General features: G+C 73.3%; 13 protein-coding genes and 1 pseudogene. 6 read left to right on the top strand and 8 right to left on the bottom strand.

Going from position 1 to position 16,324, the window contains the following annotated elements; genetic code table 11:
* Positions 1-62 precede the first annotated feature (62 nt).
* Genes ABZ621_RS30850 through ABZ621_RS30840 form a run of 3 tightly spaced genes read right to left on the bottom strand, consistent with a single transcriptional unit; the run spans position 63 to position 3,543 of the window.
* A complete protein-coding gene (locus ABZ621_RS30850) occupies positions 63-806 on the bottom strand; it encodes a succinate dehydrogenase/fumarate reductase iron-sulfur subunit (protein ID WP_360609729.1) in 744 nt (247 codons plus the stop codon).
* Positions 803-2,743: a fumarate reductase/succinate dehydrogenase flavoprotein subunit gene (locus ABZ621_RS30845; protein ID WP_360609728.1), complete on the bottom strand. Its 1,941-nt coding sequence runs from the start codon at positions 2,741-2,743 to the stop codon at positions 803-805. The genes ABZ621_RS30850 and ABZ621_RS30845 overlap by 4 nt, the downstream gene beginning before the upstream one ends.
* A 2-nt stretch (positions 2,744-2,745) precedes the next feature.
* On the bottom strand, positions 2,746-3,543 hold the full coding sequence (locus ABZ621_RS30840) for a succinate dehydrogenase (RefSeq protein WP_360609727.1): 798 nt from the start codon (positions 3,541-3,543) through the stop codon (positions 2,746-2,748).
* Between the two features lie 97 nt (positions 3,544-3,640).
* Between ABZ621_RS30840 and ABZ621_RS30835 the strand changes: the two genes are divergently transcribed.
* Complete coding sequence (locus ABZ621_RS30835; RefSeq protein ID WP_360609726.1) at positions 3,641-4,564, top strand: LysR substrate-binding domain-containing protein; 924 nt, start codon at positions 3,641-3,643, stop codon at positions 4,562-4,564.
* A gap of 7 nt (positions 4,565-4,571) precedes the next feature.
* Here the strand turns inward: ABZ621_RS30835 and ABZ621_RS30830 are convergent, their stop codons facing one another.
* Together ABZ621_RS30830 and ABZ621_RS30825 are read right to left on the bottom strand one after the other, a co-directional pair.
* Positions 4,572-5,240, bottom strand: a complete 669-nt coding sequence (locus ABZ621_RS30830) for a response regulator transcription factor (protein WP_360609725.1) — start codon at positions 5,238-5,240, stop codon at positions 4,572-4,574.
* Positions 5,241-5,524: 284 nt separating this feature from the next.
* Positions 5,525-6,454 (bottom strand): annotated as a pseudogene (locus tag ABZ621_RS30825) (HAMP domain-containing sensor histidine kinase); the annotation flags it as partial.
* Positions 6,455-6,791: 337 nt separating this feature from the next.
* Here ABZ621_RS30825 and ABZ621_RS30820 point away from each other — a divergent pair.
* Complete coding sequence (locus tag ABZ621_RS30820; protein ID WP_360609818.1) at positions 6,792-7,262, top strand: TrkA C-terminal domain-containing protein; 471 nt, start codon at positions 6,792-6,794, stop codon at positions 7,260-7,262.
* A 241-nt stretch (positions 7,263-7,503) separates the two neighbouring features.
* Positions 7,504-9,681 (top strand): hypothetical protein, encoded by a 2,178-nt coding sequence (locus ABZ621_RS30815; protein WP_360609724.1) that lies wholly within the window; start codon positions 7,504-7,506, stop codon positions 9,679-9,681.
* A 146-nt stretch (positions 9,682-9,827) separates the two neighbouring features.
* Here the strand turns inward: ABZ621_RS30815 and ABZ621_RS30810 are convergent, their stop codons facing one another.
* Both ABZ621_RS30810 and ABZ621_RS30805 read right to left on the bottom strand, forming a co-directional pair.
* Positions 9,828-12,005 (bottom strand): EAL domain-containing protein, encoded by a 2,178-nt coding sequence (locus ABZ621_RS30810; protein WP_360609723.1) that lies wholly within the window; start codon positions 12,003-12,005, stop codon positions 9,828-9,830.
* Positions 12,002-12,814, bottom strand: coding sequence for an SAM-dependent methyltransferase (locus ABZ621_RS30805; RefSeq protein WP_360609722.1), 813 nt, complete (start codon positions 12,812-12,814; stop codon positions 12,002-12,004). Before ABZ621_RS30805 ends, ABZ621_RS30810 begins: the two co-directional genes overlap by 4 nt.
* A 557-nt stretch (positions 12,815-13,371) precedes the next feature.
* Between ABZ621_RS30805 and ABZ621_RS30800 the strand changes: the two genes are divergently transcribed.
* The 3 genes from ABZ621_RS30800 (at position 13,372) to ABZ621_RS30790 (ending at position 15,579) form a co-directional block, all read left to right on the top strand.
* Positions 13,372-14,019, top strand: coding sequence for a hypothetical protein (locus ABZ621_RS30800; RefSeq protein WP_360609721.1), 648 nt, complete (start codon positions 13,372-13,374; stop codon positions 14,017-14,019).
* Positions 14,020-14,089: 70 nt separating this feature from the next.
* Positions 14,090-14,854 (top strand): hypothetical protein, encoded by a 765-nt coding sequence (locus ABZ621_RS30795; RefSeq protein WP_360609720.1) that lies wholly within the window; start codon positions 14,090-14,092, stop codon positions 14,852-14,854.
* A gap of 164 nt (positions 14,855-15,018) precedes the next feature.
* Positions 15,019-15,579, top strand: a complete 561-nt coding sequence (locus ABZ621_RS30790) for a hypothetical protein (RefSeq protein WP_360609719.1) — start codon at positions 15,019-15,021, stop codon at positions 15,577-15,579.
* Between the two features lie 100 nt (positions 15,580-15,679).
* On the opposite strand, the gene ABZ621_RS30785 is transcribed toward ABZ621_RS30790, so the two are convergent.
* The gene (locus ABZ621_RS30785) at positions 15,680-16,165 is read right to left on the bottom strand and encodes a hypothetical protein (protein WP_360609718.1); all 486 of its coding nucleotides are present in this window, start codon (positions 16,163-16,165) and stop codon (positions 15,680-15,682) included.
* Between the last annotated feature and the right edge of the window lie 159 nt (positions 16,166-16,324).

Here is a 16,324-nt window from a genome sequence, read left to right as displayed (position 1 = left end):
CACCCGTGTCCGGCGGGACGAGGACTTCTCGCCTCACCCGTGTCCGGCAGGACGAGGTTCTCTCACTTCACCTTGCGCCGGGCCCGCAGCCACTCCTTGTTCATGGCCGCGATCGAGGGCAGCGGGATGCCCTTGGGGCAGGCCGTGGCGCACTCGCCGGTGAGGGTGCAGCCGCCGAAGCCCTCGGCGTCCATCTGGGCGACCATGTCGAGGACCCGGGTCTCGCGCTCCGGGGCGCCCTGCGGCAGCACGTTCAGGTGGTTGATCTTGGCGGAGGTGAAGAGCATCGCCGAGCCGTTCGGGCAGGCGGCGACGCAGGCGCCGCAGCCGATGCACTCGGCGTGCTCGAAGGCGAAGTCGGCGTCCGCCTTGGGGACGGCGGTCGCGTGGGCCTCGGGGGCGGAGCCGGTGGGGGCGGTGACGTAGCCGCCGGCCTGGATGATCCGGTCGAAGGCGGTGCGGTCGACGACGAGGTCCTTGACGACCGGGAAGGCGGAGGCCCGCCAGGGTTCGACGTCGATGGTGTCGCCGTCGCGGAAGGACCGCATGTGGAGCTGGCAGGTGGTGGTGCGCTCGGGGCCGTGGGCGTCGCCGTCGATGACGAGGCTGCACGCGCCGCAGATGCCCTCGCGGCAGTCGTGGTCGAAGGCGACGGGGTCCTCGCCGCGCAGGATGAGGTCCTCGTTGAGGGTGTCGAGCATCTCCAGGAACGACATGTCGGGGGAGACGCCGTCCACCTCGTAGGTGACCATGGCGCCCTCGGCGCCGGGGTTCTTCTGGCGCCAGACGCGCAGGTTGAGCTTCATGCGTAGCTCCGCTGGGTGGGGTGGACGTACTCGAAGGCGAGGTCCTCCTTGTGGAGGACAGGGGCGCCGCCGGTGAACTCCCAGGCGGCGGCGTACGCGAACTCCTCGTCGCGGCGGGCGGCTTCGCCGTCCGGGGTCTGGGACTCCTCGCGGAAGTGGCCGCCGCAGGACTCGGCGCGGTTCAGGGCGTCGAGGCACATCAGCTCGGCGAGTTCGAGGTAGTCGACGATCCGGTTGGCCTTCTCCAGCGACTGGTTGAGCTCGGCGCCGGTGCCGGGGACCTTGATGCGGCGCCAGAACTCCTCGCGGATCTCGGGGACCCGGCGGAGCGCGGTGCGCAGTCCCTCCTCGGTGCGGGCCATGCCGCAGAACTCCCACATGATCTCGCCGAGTTCGCGGTGGAAGGAGTCGGGGGTGCGGTCGCCGTCGACGGAGAGGAGGAGGTTGAGCCGGTCCTCGGTCTCGGCCAGGACCTCGCGGACGGCCGGGTGTTCGTCGGTGACGGGCTCGGCGTGCGGGTGGCGGGCGAGGTAGTCGTTGATGGTGGCCGGCAGGACGAAGTAGCCGTCGGCGAGGCCCTGCATGAGGGCGGAGGCGCCGAGCCGGTTGGCCCCGTGGTCGGAGAAGTTGGCCTCGCCGACGGCGAAGAGGCCGGGGACGGTGGTCTGGAGGTCGTAGTCGACCCACAGTCCGCCCATCGTGTAGTGGACGGCCGGGTAGATCCGCATGGGGACCTCGTACGGGTTCTCCGCCGTGATCCGCTCGTACATGTCGAAGAGGTTGCCGTACTTGGCCTCGACGGCCTTGCGGCCCATCCGGGCGATGGCGTCGGCGAAGTCCAGGTAGACGCCCTGGCCGCCGGGGCCCACTCCCCTGCCCTCGTCGCAGACGTTCTTGGCGGCGCGGGAGGCGATGTCGCGGGGGACGAGGTTGCCGAAGGAGGGGTAGATCCGCTCCAGGTAGTAGTCGCGCTCGTCCTCGGGGATCTCGGCGGCGGGGCGGGTGTCGCCCTTGGCCTTCGGCACCCAGATGCGGCCGTCGTTGCGGAGCGACTCGCTCATCAGGGTCAGCTTCGACTGGTGGTCGCCGGTGCGCGGGATGCAGGTGGGGTGGATCTGGGTGAAGCAGGGGTTGGCGAAGTACGCGCCGCGCCGGTGGGCCCGCCAGACGGCGGTGGCGTTGGAGTTCATCGCGTTCGTCGACAGGTAGAAGACGTTGCCGTAGCCGCCGCTGGCGAGGACGACGGCGTCGGCGTAGTGGGTGGAGATCTCGCCCGTGATCAGGTCGCGGGCGACGATGCCGCGGGCCCGGCCGTCGACGACGATCAGGTCGAGCATCTCGGTACGGGCGTGCATCTCGACGTTCCCGGCGGCGATCTGCCGGGACAGCGCCTGGTAGGCGCCGAGGAGGAGCTGCTGGCCGGTCTGGCCGCGGGCGTAGAAGGTGCGGGAGACCTGGACGCCGCCGAAGGAGCGGGTGTCGAGGAGTCCGCCGTACTCGCGGGCGAAGGGGACGCCCTGGGCGACGCACTGGTCGATGATCTCGACGGAGATCTGCGCGAGCCGGTGGACGTTGGACTCGCGGGCGCGGAAGTCGCCGCCCTTGACGGTGTCGTAGAAGAGGCGGTGGACGGAGTCGCCGTCGTTGCGGTAGTTCTTCGCGGCGTTGATGCCGCCCTGGGCGGCGATGGAGTGGGCGCGGCGGGGCGAGTCCTGGAAGCAGAACTGGACGACGTGGTAGCCCTGTTCGGCGAGGGTGGCGCCGGCGGAGCCGCCGGCGAGGCCGGTGCCGACGACGATGATCCGGTGTTTGCGCCGGTTGGCGGGGTTGACCAGCTTGGCCTCGAAGCGGCGGGTGTCCCACCGCTCGGCGATGGGCCCGGCCGGCGCCTTGGTGTCGGCGATCGGTTCGCCGGTGCGGAAGTCGAGGTAGCTCATGGTCAGTTCACCACTCCGGTCATGACGCCGACGGGGACGGCGATGAAGCCCGCGGTCAGGGCGAGCGCGAGGAGGTTCGCCGTGAGGCGCAGGGCGCGTTCGCGCCGGGCGTTGCCGACGCCGAGGGTCTGGGCGGCGCTCCAGAAGCCGTGCCGGACGTGGAGTCCGACGGCGAGCATGGCGACGATGTAGATCGTGTTGCCGTACCAGGTGGAGAAGGTGTCGATGACGTTCTGGTAGGGCCTGCCCTCCTCGAAGCCGCCGGGGTGGACGGTCCCGGTGGTGAGGTCGAGGACGTGCCAGACGATGAAGAGGGCGAGGATGATCCCGCCCCAGCGCATGGTGCGGGTGGCGTACGAGGAGCCCTTGCGCCGGTGGGCGTACCGGGTGGGACGTGCCTTGATGTCGCGGCGGCTGAGCTGGTACGCGGAGACGGCGTGCGCGCCGACGGCGGCGAGGAGCACGATCCGGGCGAGCCACAGTCCCCACTCGTGGTGCAGGACCGGGGCGCCCATCACCCGCAGCCAGTGGGCGTAGCCGTTGAACTCCTCGGGGCCGAAGAAGACCTTGAGGTTTCCGGCCACGTGTGCGACGAGGTAGGCGAGCATGACGAGGCCGCTCGCGGCCATCACGGTCTTCTTGCCGATGGTCGACGACCAGAAGCCGCGGGTGGGGGTGCGGGACGGCGGTCGGGCCGGGGCCGCCTCGCGGGCGGACGCCGAGCCCTTCGCGGACGCCGAGCCCTTCGCGGACCCCGTGTCCTTCGGGGTCGCCGTGTCCTTGCTGGGTGCCAGAGCCATGCCTTCGACGCTAGGGCCGAAGGACCCGAGAGGTCCAAGACATGGTCCGGCTGATATCCATAGGCTGTAGCTATGCGTGTGCCCTAGGCTGGGCTTCATGCAGTTCCAGCAGCTCCTCTACTTCGTGGCCGTCGCCGAGACCCGCCACTTCACCCGGGCCGCCGAACGCGTCCACGTGTCGCAGCCCTCCCTCTCCCAGCAGATCAAGGCGCTGGAGCAGGAACTGGGCGCGGAACTGTTCAGCCGGGCCCGCGGCAACATCGCGCTCACCGACGCCGGAGAGGCCCTCCTCCCGCTGGCCCGCCGGATCCTCGCCGACACCGAGACCGCCCGCCGCGAGGTCCAGGAACTCGCCCAGCTCAAGCGCGGCCGGGTGCGCCTCGGCGCCACCCCCAGCCTCTGCACCGGCCTCCTCCCCGACGTCCTGCGCGCCTTCCACGACCTGCACCCGGGGATCGAGCTGCTCATCGAGGAGGGCGGCTCGCACGACCTGGTGCGGGAGCTGGCCCGCGGCTCCCTCGACCTGGCGCTCGTCGTGCTGCCGCTGCCGTCGCCGTCGCCGGCGCTGACCACGGTGGAGCTGCTGCGCGAGGACCTCGTGGTGGTCTCGGCGGCCTCCGCGCCACCGCCGCGCCGGCCGGTCCGGATCACCGACCTGCGCGACCAGCCGCTGGTCATGTTCCGGCACGGCTACGACCTGCGGGAGCTGACCGTCGGGGCGTGCCGGGCCGCCGGATTCGAGCCGACGTTCACCGTCGAGGGCGGCGAGCTGGACGCGGTCCTCGGCTTCGTACGGGCCGGGCTCGGGCTCGCCGTCGTCCCCGCCATGGTCGCCTCCCGGGCCGGCCGCGACCTGCGCGTCACCGCGCTCGCCCGGCCCGGTCTGCGCCGCACGATCGCCCTCGCCCACCGCAGCGACGTCGCCCCGCCGCGCGCCGCCCGCGAGCTCCAGAAGCTCCTGATGGCCACGCGGCGCGGCAAGACGGGCCTGGACGCCCCGCAGCAGGCAGCAGGCGGGTAGCGGGAGGTCAGGGTTCGATGAGCCCGGCCCGGATCGCGTACCGGGTCAGTTCGAGGCGGTCGCGCAGCCCGAGCTTCTGGAGGATGTTGGCGCGGTGCCGCTCCACCGTCTTCGGGCTGATGAAGAGCAGATCGCCGATCTCCTTCGAGGTGTGTCCCTCGGCCACCAGCTTCAGGATCTCCTCCTCCCGCTCGGTGACCGGCCGCTCGGGCAGCCCGGCGCCGGAGCGCGCCCGGTCGAGGTAGCTGCGGATCAGCGCGGTCTCCGCGCCCGGGTAGATGAAGGGTTCGTCGCGCAGCGCCGACCGGCAGGCCTCGACGAGGTCCCGGTCGGCGACGGACTTCGGCACGTACCCGTTGGCGCCGGCCCTCAGCGCCTCGAAGAAGTACTCCTCGTTGTCGTACATGGTCAGCATCAGGATCCGCAGCCCGGGCCGCAGCCGGGCGAGTTCGCGCGCCGCCTGGAGCCCGGTCATCCGGGGCATCGCGATGTCCAGGACGGCGAGATCCAGCCGGTCGTCCCCGCGCGCGGCGGCGACCGCCTCCGCCCCGTCCCCCGCCTCCGCGACGACCTCCAGATCCGGCTCCGCGTCGAGGATGAGCCGCACCCCGCGCCGTACCAGCGCGTGGTCGTCGACGAGGAGGATCCGGGCGGGCGGGCGTACGGGGGAGGTCATGGCTCGTGTCCAGAGGTCGGGGCCGGCAGGGGTACGGGATCGGTTCCGGGCGTCCGTACGGAACCGGCACGGGGTACGGAATCGGCACGGGGTACGGGCTCACCGCCGGATCCGGGCACAGGCCCAGGACCGGGACCGGGCACCGCCGCAGGACCGGGCACCGCCGCAGGCACAGGCACGGCCACAGGACCGGCCGCGGGCCCGACCACCTCCCCACGCGCGCGTGCCGCCGCCGGGACCGGTTCCGGGACCGGTTCCGCGACCGGTTCCGCCGTCCGCCGCTCCGGCAGGTCGAGGCGTACCTCCGTACCGCCGTCCTCCCCCGGTCCCACCCTCAGCTCGGCGCCGACGAGCAGCGCGCGCTCGCGCATGCCGCCGATCCCTGCGCCCTCCTCGGCGCCGGCCGTGCCCCGGCCGTCGTCGCGGACGAGGAGGCGGGTGCCGCCGTGCGGGGACGGGCCGAGACGCAGTTCGACGAGGCCGGCGGCGGCGTGGCGGGCCGCGTTGGTGAGGCTCTCCTGGGCCACCCGGTAGACGACGAGTTCCGTGGCCGGGTCGAGGGGCCTTGGGGCGGGCGCGAGCTGGGTGGTCACCCGGAGGCCCGGTGTGGAGAGTTCGCCGGCGAGGGAGCGGAGGGCGCTGTGCAGGCCCAGTTCCTCCAGGACCCCGGGCCGCAGCCGGCGGGCGATCCGGCGGATCTCCTCCAGTCCGGCGCGGGTGGTCTCCTGTGCCTGACGCAGGTCCTCGCGGAGGTCCGCCGGAGCGTGGTCGGCGGTGTGTTTGAGCTGGAGGAGGACGGCGGTGAGGGTCTGGCCCACCTCGTCGTGGAGCTCGCGGGCGATCCGCTGGCGCTCCGCCTCCTGCGCGGTGAGGACCCGGGCGCTGCTGGTGGCCCGCTCGGCCTCCAGCCGGTCCAGCATGGCGTTGAAGGCGGCGGTCAGGTCGGCGATCTCGCCGCGTCCGGTGACCTCGGCCCTGGTGCCCGGCTTGAGGAGGTCGGCCGCGCCCATGGCGCGGCCGAGCCGGCCGAGCGGGGCGAGGCCCACGCGCAGCAGCACCGCGTTGAGGACGAGCATCAGGACGAGGCCGCCGACCACGACGATCGCCTCGCCGAGGAGGACCGGGGTGGAGACGGTGACGGGTCCCAGGAGGAGTCCCGCGGCGAGGACGAGGACGGCCGCGTTGAGGAGGAAGATCCGTCCGTACAGTGACACCGTCCCGCCCTCTCCCTCTCCTGACTCCGCCGACTCCGGTCGGCCCCGGTGGCCGCTCACCCGCCGACCGCACCGGCCATGCCGACCGCGCCGACCGCACTGACTGCGCAGACCGCGCTGACCTGCGAAGAAGCCTACGTCCCCGCCCCATCGTCACCGCCGCCCGGGCCCCCTGTCCATCCGTGCCGGCACCCATGTGCGAAGGGCGTCCGGCGTGGCAGCATGTTCCGGCCGCGGCCCCGGAACTCCCGCCTCTGCACAGGGGCACCGGCCTCCTCGCCGCGCGCGCCCACGCCATTCGACGACACGAGGAGTCCGGGCCGTGCCCACTTCACGGATGAGCTCGACGCCGCTTCCCGGCATCGGCGTCCAGTACGACCTCACCACCCGGGAACACCGGCACCTGTCGGTGATCGCCCACCGCGACGGCACCCGCACGGTCAACGTGTACCGGTCCGACGACCCCGACGCCTGTCTGCAGTCGCTGCACCTGACCGCCGGGGAGTCCGCCGCGTTCGTCGACGCGCTGCTGCCCGCCCACCACAGCCCGAACCTGCTCCACACCACCGAGCTGGGCCTGGTGGCCGAGCGCATCGAGCTGTCCTCGGCCTCCCACTGGAACGGCCGCACCCTCGGCGAGACCCGCATGCGCACGGAGACCGGCGTGTCCATCGTCGCCGTCCTGCGCCGCGCCGACGCCGTCCCCTCCCCCGGCCCCGGCTTCCGCCTCGCGGGCGGGGACACCCTCATCGTCATCGGCACCCACGAGGGCGTGGACGCCGCCGCCACCATCCTGGGAAGGGAGTGATCGGTGCACTCGTCCGCCGTCTTCCTCATCGAGTTCGGAGCGATCATCCTCGGTCTCGGCCTGCTGGGCCGGATGGCCGGGCGGCTGAGGTTCTCGCCCATACCCCTGTATCTGCTGGCCGGGCTCGCGTTCGGCAAGGGCGGACTGCTGCCGTTGGGGGCGAGCGCGGCCCGGCTGACCGGCCGGGGAGCCGCCGGAAATCCGCGTGCGTGGCGGTCGGGCGGGCTGCGAGCATCGCGGAATGGACCACGCTCTCGAACGCCTGCTCGTCCGGCACACCTTGCGGCTTCCCCTGCCCGCCGGTCCCGCCGGGGACGGCTCCGCCGCCGCCCTGCGGTTCGACGCCGCGCTGCGGACGGCGGGCTTCGCCCTGGCGAACCCGCTGCTGCGGGAGTTGTCCGGGCGGTCCGCCGAGACCGTCGTCGAGCTGGCCCGCCGGGCGCTGGAGGCGGTCCGCGAGCGGGTCGGCGACCACGTCCGGCACAACGCGTACTTCATCGACTTCCCCCACAACGTCCCCGACACCGGGGAGTTCTGGCTGTCGTGCGTCCTGAAGGCGCTCGACGACCCCGAGGCCCGGGAGGCCGTCGAGGCGCGGCCGAGCGCCGGGGTCCTGAACCTTCTGACGCTGCCCGGCTACGGCCGGTACCAGCACTCGTACGAGGAACTGCTCGCGGCGCACGAGGAGTTGACCCCGTCGGACGGTGACCGGCTGACCGTGCTGCACCTCGGCGGCCCCCTCGGGGAGGAGATCGGCGCGCTGTACGTGTCGCTGGCCGGTTCCGTGACGCCGCTGGGCGAGGAGCACCTGGCCGATCTGTCGGTGCTCGCCGCGCACTGCGCGGACGGGCCGCAGCCGGCGGAGATCCCGGTCCGGGAGAACCGGGCCGTGGTCAACGCCGCCCGGCTGCGGGCCGGCGCCGCCCCGCTGCTCGACACCGTCACGGACGTGCTGCGGCTGGCCTGCGCGCTGTCGGACGGGGACGTGACGCTGCGGGAGCGGACCCGCTTCCGCGGCCTGTCCCGGCCGCTGCGCCGGGTCCTGCTCGCGGGCCTGGACGCGGTGGTGGCGGCCGCGCCGGAGAAGCTGGCCGACGTGGGGCGGGACCGGGAGGCGTGGAAGCGGCTCGGCGAGCGACTGCACCCGCACGAGCACCCGGCGTGGCCGCACGCGGCCCGGGTGTTCGCGGTGGCGCGCGGCGAGCTGCGGGCGCCGTCCCTGGACGCCCGGGTCGAGGCGCTGCTCGCCGACGAGGACGCGCCGGGGGCGGCGGAGCTGCTGGCCGCGGCCGCGCCCGGGCGGCTCTTCCGGGCCCTGGACCGGCTGTTGCGCACCGCGCCGGACGACGCCGGCCGGGAAGCGGTGCTGGCCGCGGCGGAGCGCGCCGCGCCGCGGGTGGCGGGCCGGGTGGTGCTGTCGGTGCGGGAGCACCTGCAGAACCGGCACGACGCCTCGGGCGCGCCCCGGCGCCTGTTCGTGAACCGGAACGGCACCGCGTGGGCGACCGCGGACACCCGCCGCGACCTGCCGAGGGCCGTCCAGCGGCGGCTGCTCGCGCTGCTCGACGGGGAGACCCTGCGGCGGCTTCCCGTGACCGGGCGCCTGCTGGTCGACCCCGCGATCCTGGACGTGGCGCTGCCGCTGAGCGGCCGGGCCTCGACGGGAGGGTTCGGGGTGCTGCCGCGCGGCTCCGTCTCGCCGGTCGACGGCGAGCTGCTGCGGTTCTTCATGTACTGGAAGGAGGCACGGCGCAGGACGGACCTGGACCTGTCGGCGCTGCTCCTCGACGAGCGGTACGCGACGATCTCCTGGCTGTCGTACACGGAGCTGACCACGGTGGAGGGCCGGCACTCCGGGGACATCACCGAGGCCCCGGACGGCGCCTCGGAGTTCATCGAGCTGCGGCTCGGGGCCGTGCGCGGCGCGTTCGTGGTCCCGCACGTGCACGTGTACGCGGGCGAGACCTTCGAGGAGACGGCCGAGTCCTTCTTCGGGTACATGCTCCGCGAGGGCGAGCGGGGCGGCCGTCCCTTCGAGCCGCGCACGGTCCGGATGAAGTCCGAGCTGCGCGGGCCGGGGCGGGTGGCGCTGCCGGTGGCCTTCCGGCGGGACGACGAGGGGCGGTGGCACGCGCACTGGCTCCACCTGTGCCTGCGGGGCACGCCGTCGGACAACCGGGTCGAGGACCACCGGGTCTCGCTGGCACTCCTGCTGCGGGGCGCGGTCGAGCGGAATCCGGTGACGGTCCGTCATCTGGTCGAGCTCGCACGGCAGTCGGGCGCGGAGGTCTCGGAGTGGTCCGGGGGCGCGGTGCCGGCGGAGCCGGTGACGTACCTCGGTCTGGCCCGGCCCGAGGGTCTCGCGCCGGGTTCCCGGGTCGTCACGCCGGAAAATCTGCGCGACCTGGTCCCGGCCTGAGTGTTACGGTCGGTGCGGGGCGAGGCCATGAAGGGGCTTCCTTCTCATACTCCTGATGACATAGCCCCTTCGCTTTCCTCGCCCCCTTCGCGCTTCACCCGTGTGGGCCCGGTCCTCAGGAGTTCCGGGCCCACACGCGCGTGTGCTCACACCGCGTCGGCGAGGACCAGGGAGTGGATGCGGTCCGGGGCGCCGGGGCGGGCGTAGTACCAGCCCTGGGCGGTGTCGCAGCCGATCTCGCGGAGGCGCGCGGCCTGGGCGGCGGTCTCCACCCCCTCGACGGTGACGGCGAGTTCGAGGCTGTGGGCGAGGGAGACGATGCCTTCGACGATCTTCAGGTCGACGGGGTCCACCGGGTGCTGCTGCATGCCGCGGGTGAAGGAGCGGTCGAGCTTGAGGACGCTCACCGGGAGGCGGCGCAGGTTGGCGAGGTTGGAGTAGCCGGTGCCGAAGTCGTCGAGGGCGATGTCGACGCCCATCTCGGCGAGTTGGCGCAGCGGCTTCAGGAGGTCCTCGTCGGCGCCGATCAGGGCGGACTCGGTGACCTCCAGGCAGAGCGCGCCCGGTGCGAGCCCGGCGCGCTCCAGGACGTCGACGGTGTCGGCGACGAGCCGGGGGTGGTGCAGCTGTGTCGGCGACAGGTTGACGTTGATGCGGAGCTGGTTGCCGGACCTGGGGTTGTCGAGCTCCCAGGAGCGCGCCTGCCGGACGGCCTCCTGGAGGACCCAGCGGCCGAGCGGGACGATCAGCCCGGTGTCCTCGGCGAGCGGGATGAAGCGGTCGGGGCCGAGGACGCCGTGCTGCGGGTGGCTCCAGCGGACGAGGGCCTCGGCACCGTGGACGCTGCCGTCGTCGAGGTGGACGAGCGGCTGGTACTCGATGAAGAACTCGCCGCGTTCCAGGGCGGTCGGCAGAGCGGTGGTGAGGCCGTGCCGGGTGATGGCGCGGGCGTCGGCCTCGGGGTCGGCGCGCTCGAAGCGGTTGCCGCCCGCGGACTTGGCCCGGTACATGGTGATGTCGGCGCTGCGCAGGACCTCGGCGGCGGTGCGCTCGCCGGCCGGTCCCTCGACGACGCCGAGGCTGCCGCGCACGGTCAGTTCGCGTCCGTCGACGCCGACGGGGGTGGAGAGCGCGGCGAGGATGCGGTCGGCGAGGGCGACCGCGTCCCCTTCGCCGTCGGTGCCGGTGGTGAGGGCGACGAACTCGTCGCCGCCGAGCCGGGCGACCATCTCGCCGGGGCCGGTGGCGCAGGCCTGGAGCCGGTCGGCGACCTCGACGAGGAGCCGGTCGCCGACGGAGTGGCCGAGGCTGTCGTTGATGGCCTTGAAGCCGTCGAGGTCGAGGTAGCAGAGGGCGAAGCGGGCGTCGTCGCCGCCCGTGGCGGGGGCGACGGCCTTCTCCAGGCGCTCGAAGAAGAGCGTCCGGTTGGGGAGTCCGGTGAGGGCGTCGTGGGTGGCCTCGTACCGCAGGCGCAGGTGGAGCAGGCGCCGTTCGGTGATGTCCTCCATGAGGGCGAGCTGGTACTGGGGGCGGCCCTCGGCGTCGCGGAGCAGGGAGACGGTGAGGTTGGTCCACAGCACGGTGCCGTCACCGCGGTAGTACGGCTTCTCCACCCGGTACTGCTCGCGTTCGCCGCGCACCAGCTCCTCGTAGAGCCGCCAGACGTGCGGGCCGTCCTCGGGGTGGACCCACTCGCTGACGTTGCGGCTGCGGACGTGCGCCTCGACCCCGCCGAACATGCGGGTCATGGTGTCGTTGATCTCGACGATCCGGCCGTCGAGGTCGGCGATGCCGATGCCGATGGCGGCGCCGTCGAAGACGGCCCGGAAGCGGCTCTCGGTGGCGTGCAGGGCGATCTCGGCGGCGCTGCGGGCGGCGAGCGCGGAGCGGGCGATGGCCTCCTGCTCCAGACGGGTGCGCTCGCGCAGGGCCTGGGCGTAGCCGGTGGCCATGGCGTGCTGGAGGCGGGCGCAGCGGGCCCGCAGTTCCTCGGCGGCGAACTCGGGGTCCGTACCGCAGTAGAGGACGAGGTACGAGTCGACGACGCCGAGGCTGCGGCCGAGGGCGTCCGGGTCGGTGCAGTGGGCGTCGACCAGGCCGGCGCCGGCCCGCTGGGCGGGGGCGGTGTCGAAGGGCCGGGCGAGCAGCGCCTCGCACAGCAGGCGGGCGAGCGGGAGGAGATGGCCCTCGAACTCGGTGCGGGTGAGGGAGGTGGCGGTCACCGGGAAGATGGCCCGGCTCCAGATGGTGACGAACCGCCTGAGTCTGTCCTCCGGGCCGTCGGCTTCCGCGGCGGATCCGGACGGCTGCGACGGCACCTTCACGCCTTGCGCCCCACACCTGCGAAGCCGGAGAAGGCGTACGGATCCTCCTCCTCGGCCGGGCTGTCCGGCCGCCACAGCGGCATGGAGACCACGCCGGGTTCGACGGTCTCGGTGCCGTCGAAGAAGCGGGCGATCTCCTCGCGGGAGCGCATCACCAGCGGGCTGCGGGTGCTGCGGTAGACGTCGACGGTGCCGCTGGCCCGTTCCTCGTCGACGGGGATGCCCTCGTACGAGGCGTGGGTGACGACCAGGAGGCTGCCGGGGGCGAGGGCGTCGAGGAGTTCGGCGACGGCCTCGTGCGGCCGGTCGGCGTCCTCCAGGAAGTGCAGGACGGCGACGAGGAGCAGGGCCACCGGCCGGTCGAGGTCGAGCAGGCCGGTGAGCTCGGGGCTGTGGAGGATGTCGGCCGGCTTGCGGAGGTCGGCGGGGACGACGGCGGCGCCGTCGACGCCCTCCAGGACGGCCCTGCTGTGCGCCACGGCGACGGGGTCGTGGTCGACGTAGACGATCCGGGCGGCGGGGTCGGCGGCCTGCGCGACCTCGTGCACGTTGCCGAAGGTCGGTATCCCGGAGCCGATGTCGAGGAACTGGGTGACGCCGCCCTCGACGGCGAAGCGGACGGCGCGGCGCATGAACGCCCGGTTCGCCTGCATGATCTTGGGGAGGCCCGGCAGGAACTCCATGGCCTTGCGGGCCGCTTCCCGGTCGACTTCGAAATTGTGCGAGCCGCCCAGATAGAAGTCGTACATACGGGACACGCTCGGTACCGAAATGTCGATACCCGGCGGAGCCCAGGCGGGACGCTCCATCAATGTCTCCAACAAGTCGCCATGGGGGATGCGGCCCGGTGTTCGCGGCCGTGTTCGAGGTGAGGCTACTGATCGCCCGCCGAGAGAGCGAGTAGAAACGGAAATTCGCGGTCCGTTCTTGGTCACACGCCTTTGGCACGTGCGTGCGGAACGAAGAGTTCACGCCTTCAGGTCGTGCAAATTCACGTGCATATGGTCGTGCGACGGCTCTCCGGCCCGCCGTCGGGGGCCCGTTGCGCACCCCCACACCCCTCCGCACCTCGGCGGTCGGCTTCCCGGCACCGGGCCGCCGCCGGCCGCCTTACCGCCGGAACCGGATTCAGGGCAGGGCGACAACCGGACAGTTCTTCCCACGGGGGCCGTCGACGGCTTCCGTCGGCCATTTCATGCCCCGGCGCACGCCCCCTCCACACCTGCTCCGACGGCCCTGATCCTTGCTCCGGATCGGGCAGTCCGCGGCAAAACGTCAAACCGGTGCATCCCAAGATCCCCACCATCCGGGGAATCAGAGCGGATTCGGCCCCCGGTTCGCCGTCCGTGTGTTCAAGCTCGTCGGCGTGTCTCTGTACGGATCACCTCTCACGCGGTCGCTGGCGGCCGCCGGCCTGGTGTGGCTGCTCGCCTCGCCCGCGCCGGCGGCCGCCGACTCCTGCGCCTACGCCACCGTCGGGCCGAACGGCTCGCACACCTCGGTGGCGGTCGTCGGCCCGGACGCGTGCTCACCGCCGCCGAAACCGACCAAGCCGCCCAAGCCGACCAAGCCTCCGAAGCCGCCCGAGCCGAAGCCGCCCACCCCGCCCGAGCCGCCGCAGCAGTCGGTGCCGCCCAGGCCGCCCGTACGGCCCGCGCCCAAGCCGCCGTCCATCGAGCCGGTGCCCGCGCCGCTGCTCCCGCCTCCTCCGTCCCCCGCACGGCCGCCCGCCACCACCCCGGCACCGCGGCCGGCCCCCGACCCGCCGTCGCCCTCCCCCGCGCCCGCCACCCCGGCGCCCGAGGCACCGCCGGCCCCCGCGCCTCCGGCCCCGCCGCCCGCCCGCACGGCGGCGCCGCGCCCGGCCGCCGCACCCCCCGCCGCGCTGCCGCACTACCAGCGGACCAGCAGGCCCCAGCCCAAGAGCACCGCGTCACCCGTCACCACGATGCTCCTCATCACCGCGCCCGCCGTCCTCGCCACCGCGATCCTGCGCCCGCGCTCCTCCCGCTGATCCGGCCCCGGCCGCAGCACCCCCGCACCACGACCCCGAACCCGACTCCCGTGAGGAAGACCGAACACCCATGTCCGAATGGCTCGTCCTGACCCTGGCGATGGCGGCGGCCTGCGCCGTCGTCCTGGCCATCGTCGTCATCAACCACCGGCGGATCCCCGCGGACGACGACCCCAGCGAGACCCCCGACGTCATCGAGTACATGACGATGATGATCGGCGTGATCTACGCGATCGTCCTCGGCCTCGCCATCGCCGGCGTGTGGGAGGCGCGCGGCGCCGCCCAGGAAGTGGCGCGGCAGGAGGCGCAGGCCATGCACGAGATCTCCGAACGCGTCGAGGTCTACCCGGTGATGGACCGCACACAGATCCGCGCCGACGTCGACGCGTACGTGACCTACGTCGTCGACGAGGAGTTCGAGCGGCAGGCCGCGCAGGGCGGTACGACGCCGGAGGGCGACGCCCTGCTCCAGAAGGTCCGCCGGAGCGTCACCGACTACCAGCCGGCGAACGACTTCGAGGGGCAGGCCTACCAGCCGCTGGTCGACCAGGCGATGGTCGCCGACGACGCCCGCGGCGCCCGCGGCCAGAGCGCCGGGGACACCATGCCGGGGGTCGTCTGGTTCGGCCTCATCATCGGCGCCCTGGTCTCGGTGGGGCTGATCTTCACCCTCCAGATCCGGCGCACCGGGCGCGAGCTGCTGCTCGCGGGCCTCTACAGCGCGCTGATCGCCTTCCTGCTCTTCCTCATCTGGGACTTCGACGCGCCGTACGGCCGCGGCCTGGCCGATTCCGCCGCGCCGTTCACCGAGCTGTTCCCGCAGGTCACCGGCTGACCGAAGGGGCGGGGCTGGGCCGCCCGGGGGACATCCGTGCCCCATTCGCACGTCTGGGATCGCGGCTGTGGTAGTGCGCTCCTAGCGTTTCGGGCAACGAGGTGCACGCAGGCTCCATGCGGCCAATCCGCCGCGGCCGGCCCTCGGTACCCGGAGGAATCACCATGCGCGCGATACGAGCCGCGTCCACCGCCCTCCTTGGGGCGGCCGCCCTCGCCCTGGCCGCCCCCGTCACCGTCGCCTTCGCGGCCGACGGCGCGCCCGCGCCGAACCCGCGGGTGCGGGGCGCGAAGGCCCCGGGCGATTTCGTCGTCTCCCCCTCGCTCGTCTCCCCCGGCGGCCAGGTGACGCTCAGCGCCCCCGGCTGCTCCAGCACGGCGACGGCGACCGCGGGCGTCTTCGACACCGTCCAGATCGCCCCCGGGTCGTCGGTGACCGCCACCGTGGACGCGGACGCCAAGCGCGGCGCCGTGTACACGGTGGCGTTCAACTGCTCGGGCGGAGTGCAGGACACCGTGGACCTGACCATCAGCGGTCTCGCCACGCTCTCGCCCACCGCCCGCTCGACGGTGCTGCTCACCCCGCGCGGGGTGCAGGGCGGCCTCGGCGGCTCGCAGAGCGCCGTCGGGCCGGGCACGCTGGCGGCCGGTACGGCCCTGGTGCTGGTCGCGGCGGCCGGTTCGGCGTACGCGATCCGGCGCCGTACGAGCGAGCGCAAGCACTGAGCCCCGGCCCGGGGGCGGCGCCGGACAGCCCGCCGCCCCCGGGTCCCTTCCGGAACGCGGGGGCGGCGGGCACGGTCGGCCGACCGGGAGGTTCGGCCGGTCAGGCGCTCGTGCCGGTCATGCGGCGACGGCGGAGGACGAAGACACCGCCGCCGAGCGCGGCAGCGGCGACCAGGCTGCCGCCGATGGCCATCTCGGTGGAGCTGGGCGCCAGCGAACCGCCGAGACCGCCCTGGGCGCCGCGGCCCGCGAGGACGCGGAACGGGTGCGTGACGACACGGGAGTTGTCGCTGCACTTGACGGCGAGGTTGTAGTTGCCGGGCGTCGCGTTGTTGTAGACGCGGGCGATGGCGCTGGACAGGCCGTTGGAGTTGACCGAGAGGTTGGTCTCCGGGAAGGCGTTGGACGTGACGGTGCCACCGTGGCCGCACCCCTTGGCGGTGATCGTGATCGTGGACCCCGCGTGGACGTCGTAGGGGCTGACCTGGACATTGCTGGGACCGTTGGTGGCGACGGCGAGGGGCGCGGCCAGGCCGACCGCCGCGAACGCGGTGGCGGTCACCGCCAGAGTGCGTGCAGCACGCATGGTTGAACCTCCAGTGGAAGACGCCCCGAAGCGGTGCTCCGGGAGATTCGACGAGTACGCCTTCCATGACGAACCATCACAACTCGGGCACCGCCCTGCACCTCGGCACTGGGCCGGTCCGGTGAGGGCCTATGCCGCCGATCGAGTTGCCCGGAAGGG

Source organism: Streptomyces sp. NPDC007863 (genome assembly GCF_040633895.1).
In the GTDB taxonomy this organism is placed as follows: Bacteria; Actinomycetota; Actinomycetes; order Streptomycetales; family Streptomycetaceae; genus Streptomyces.
This window is presented reverse-complemented; position numbering and strand designations above follow the sequence as displayed.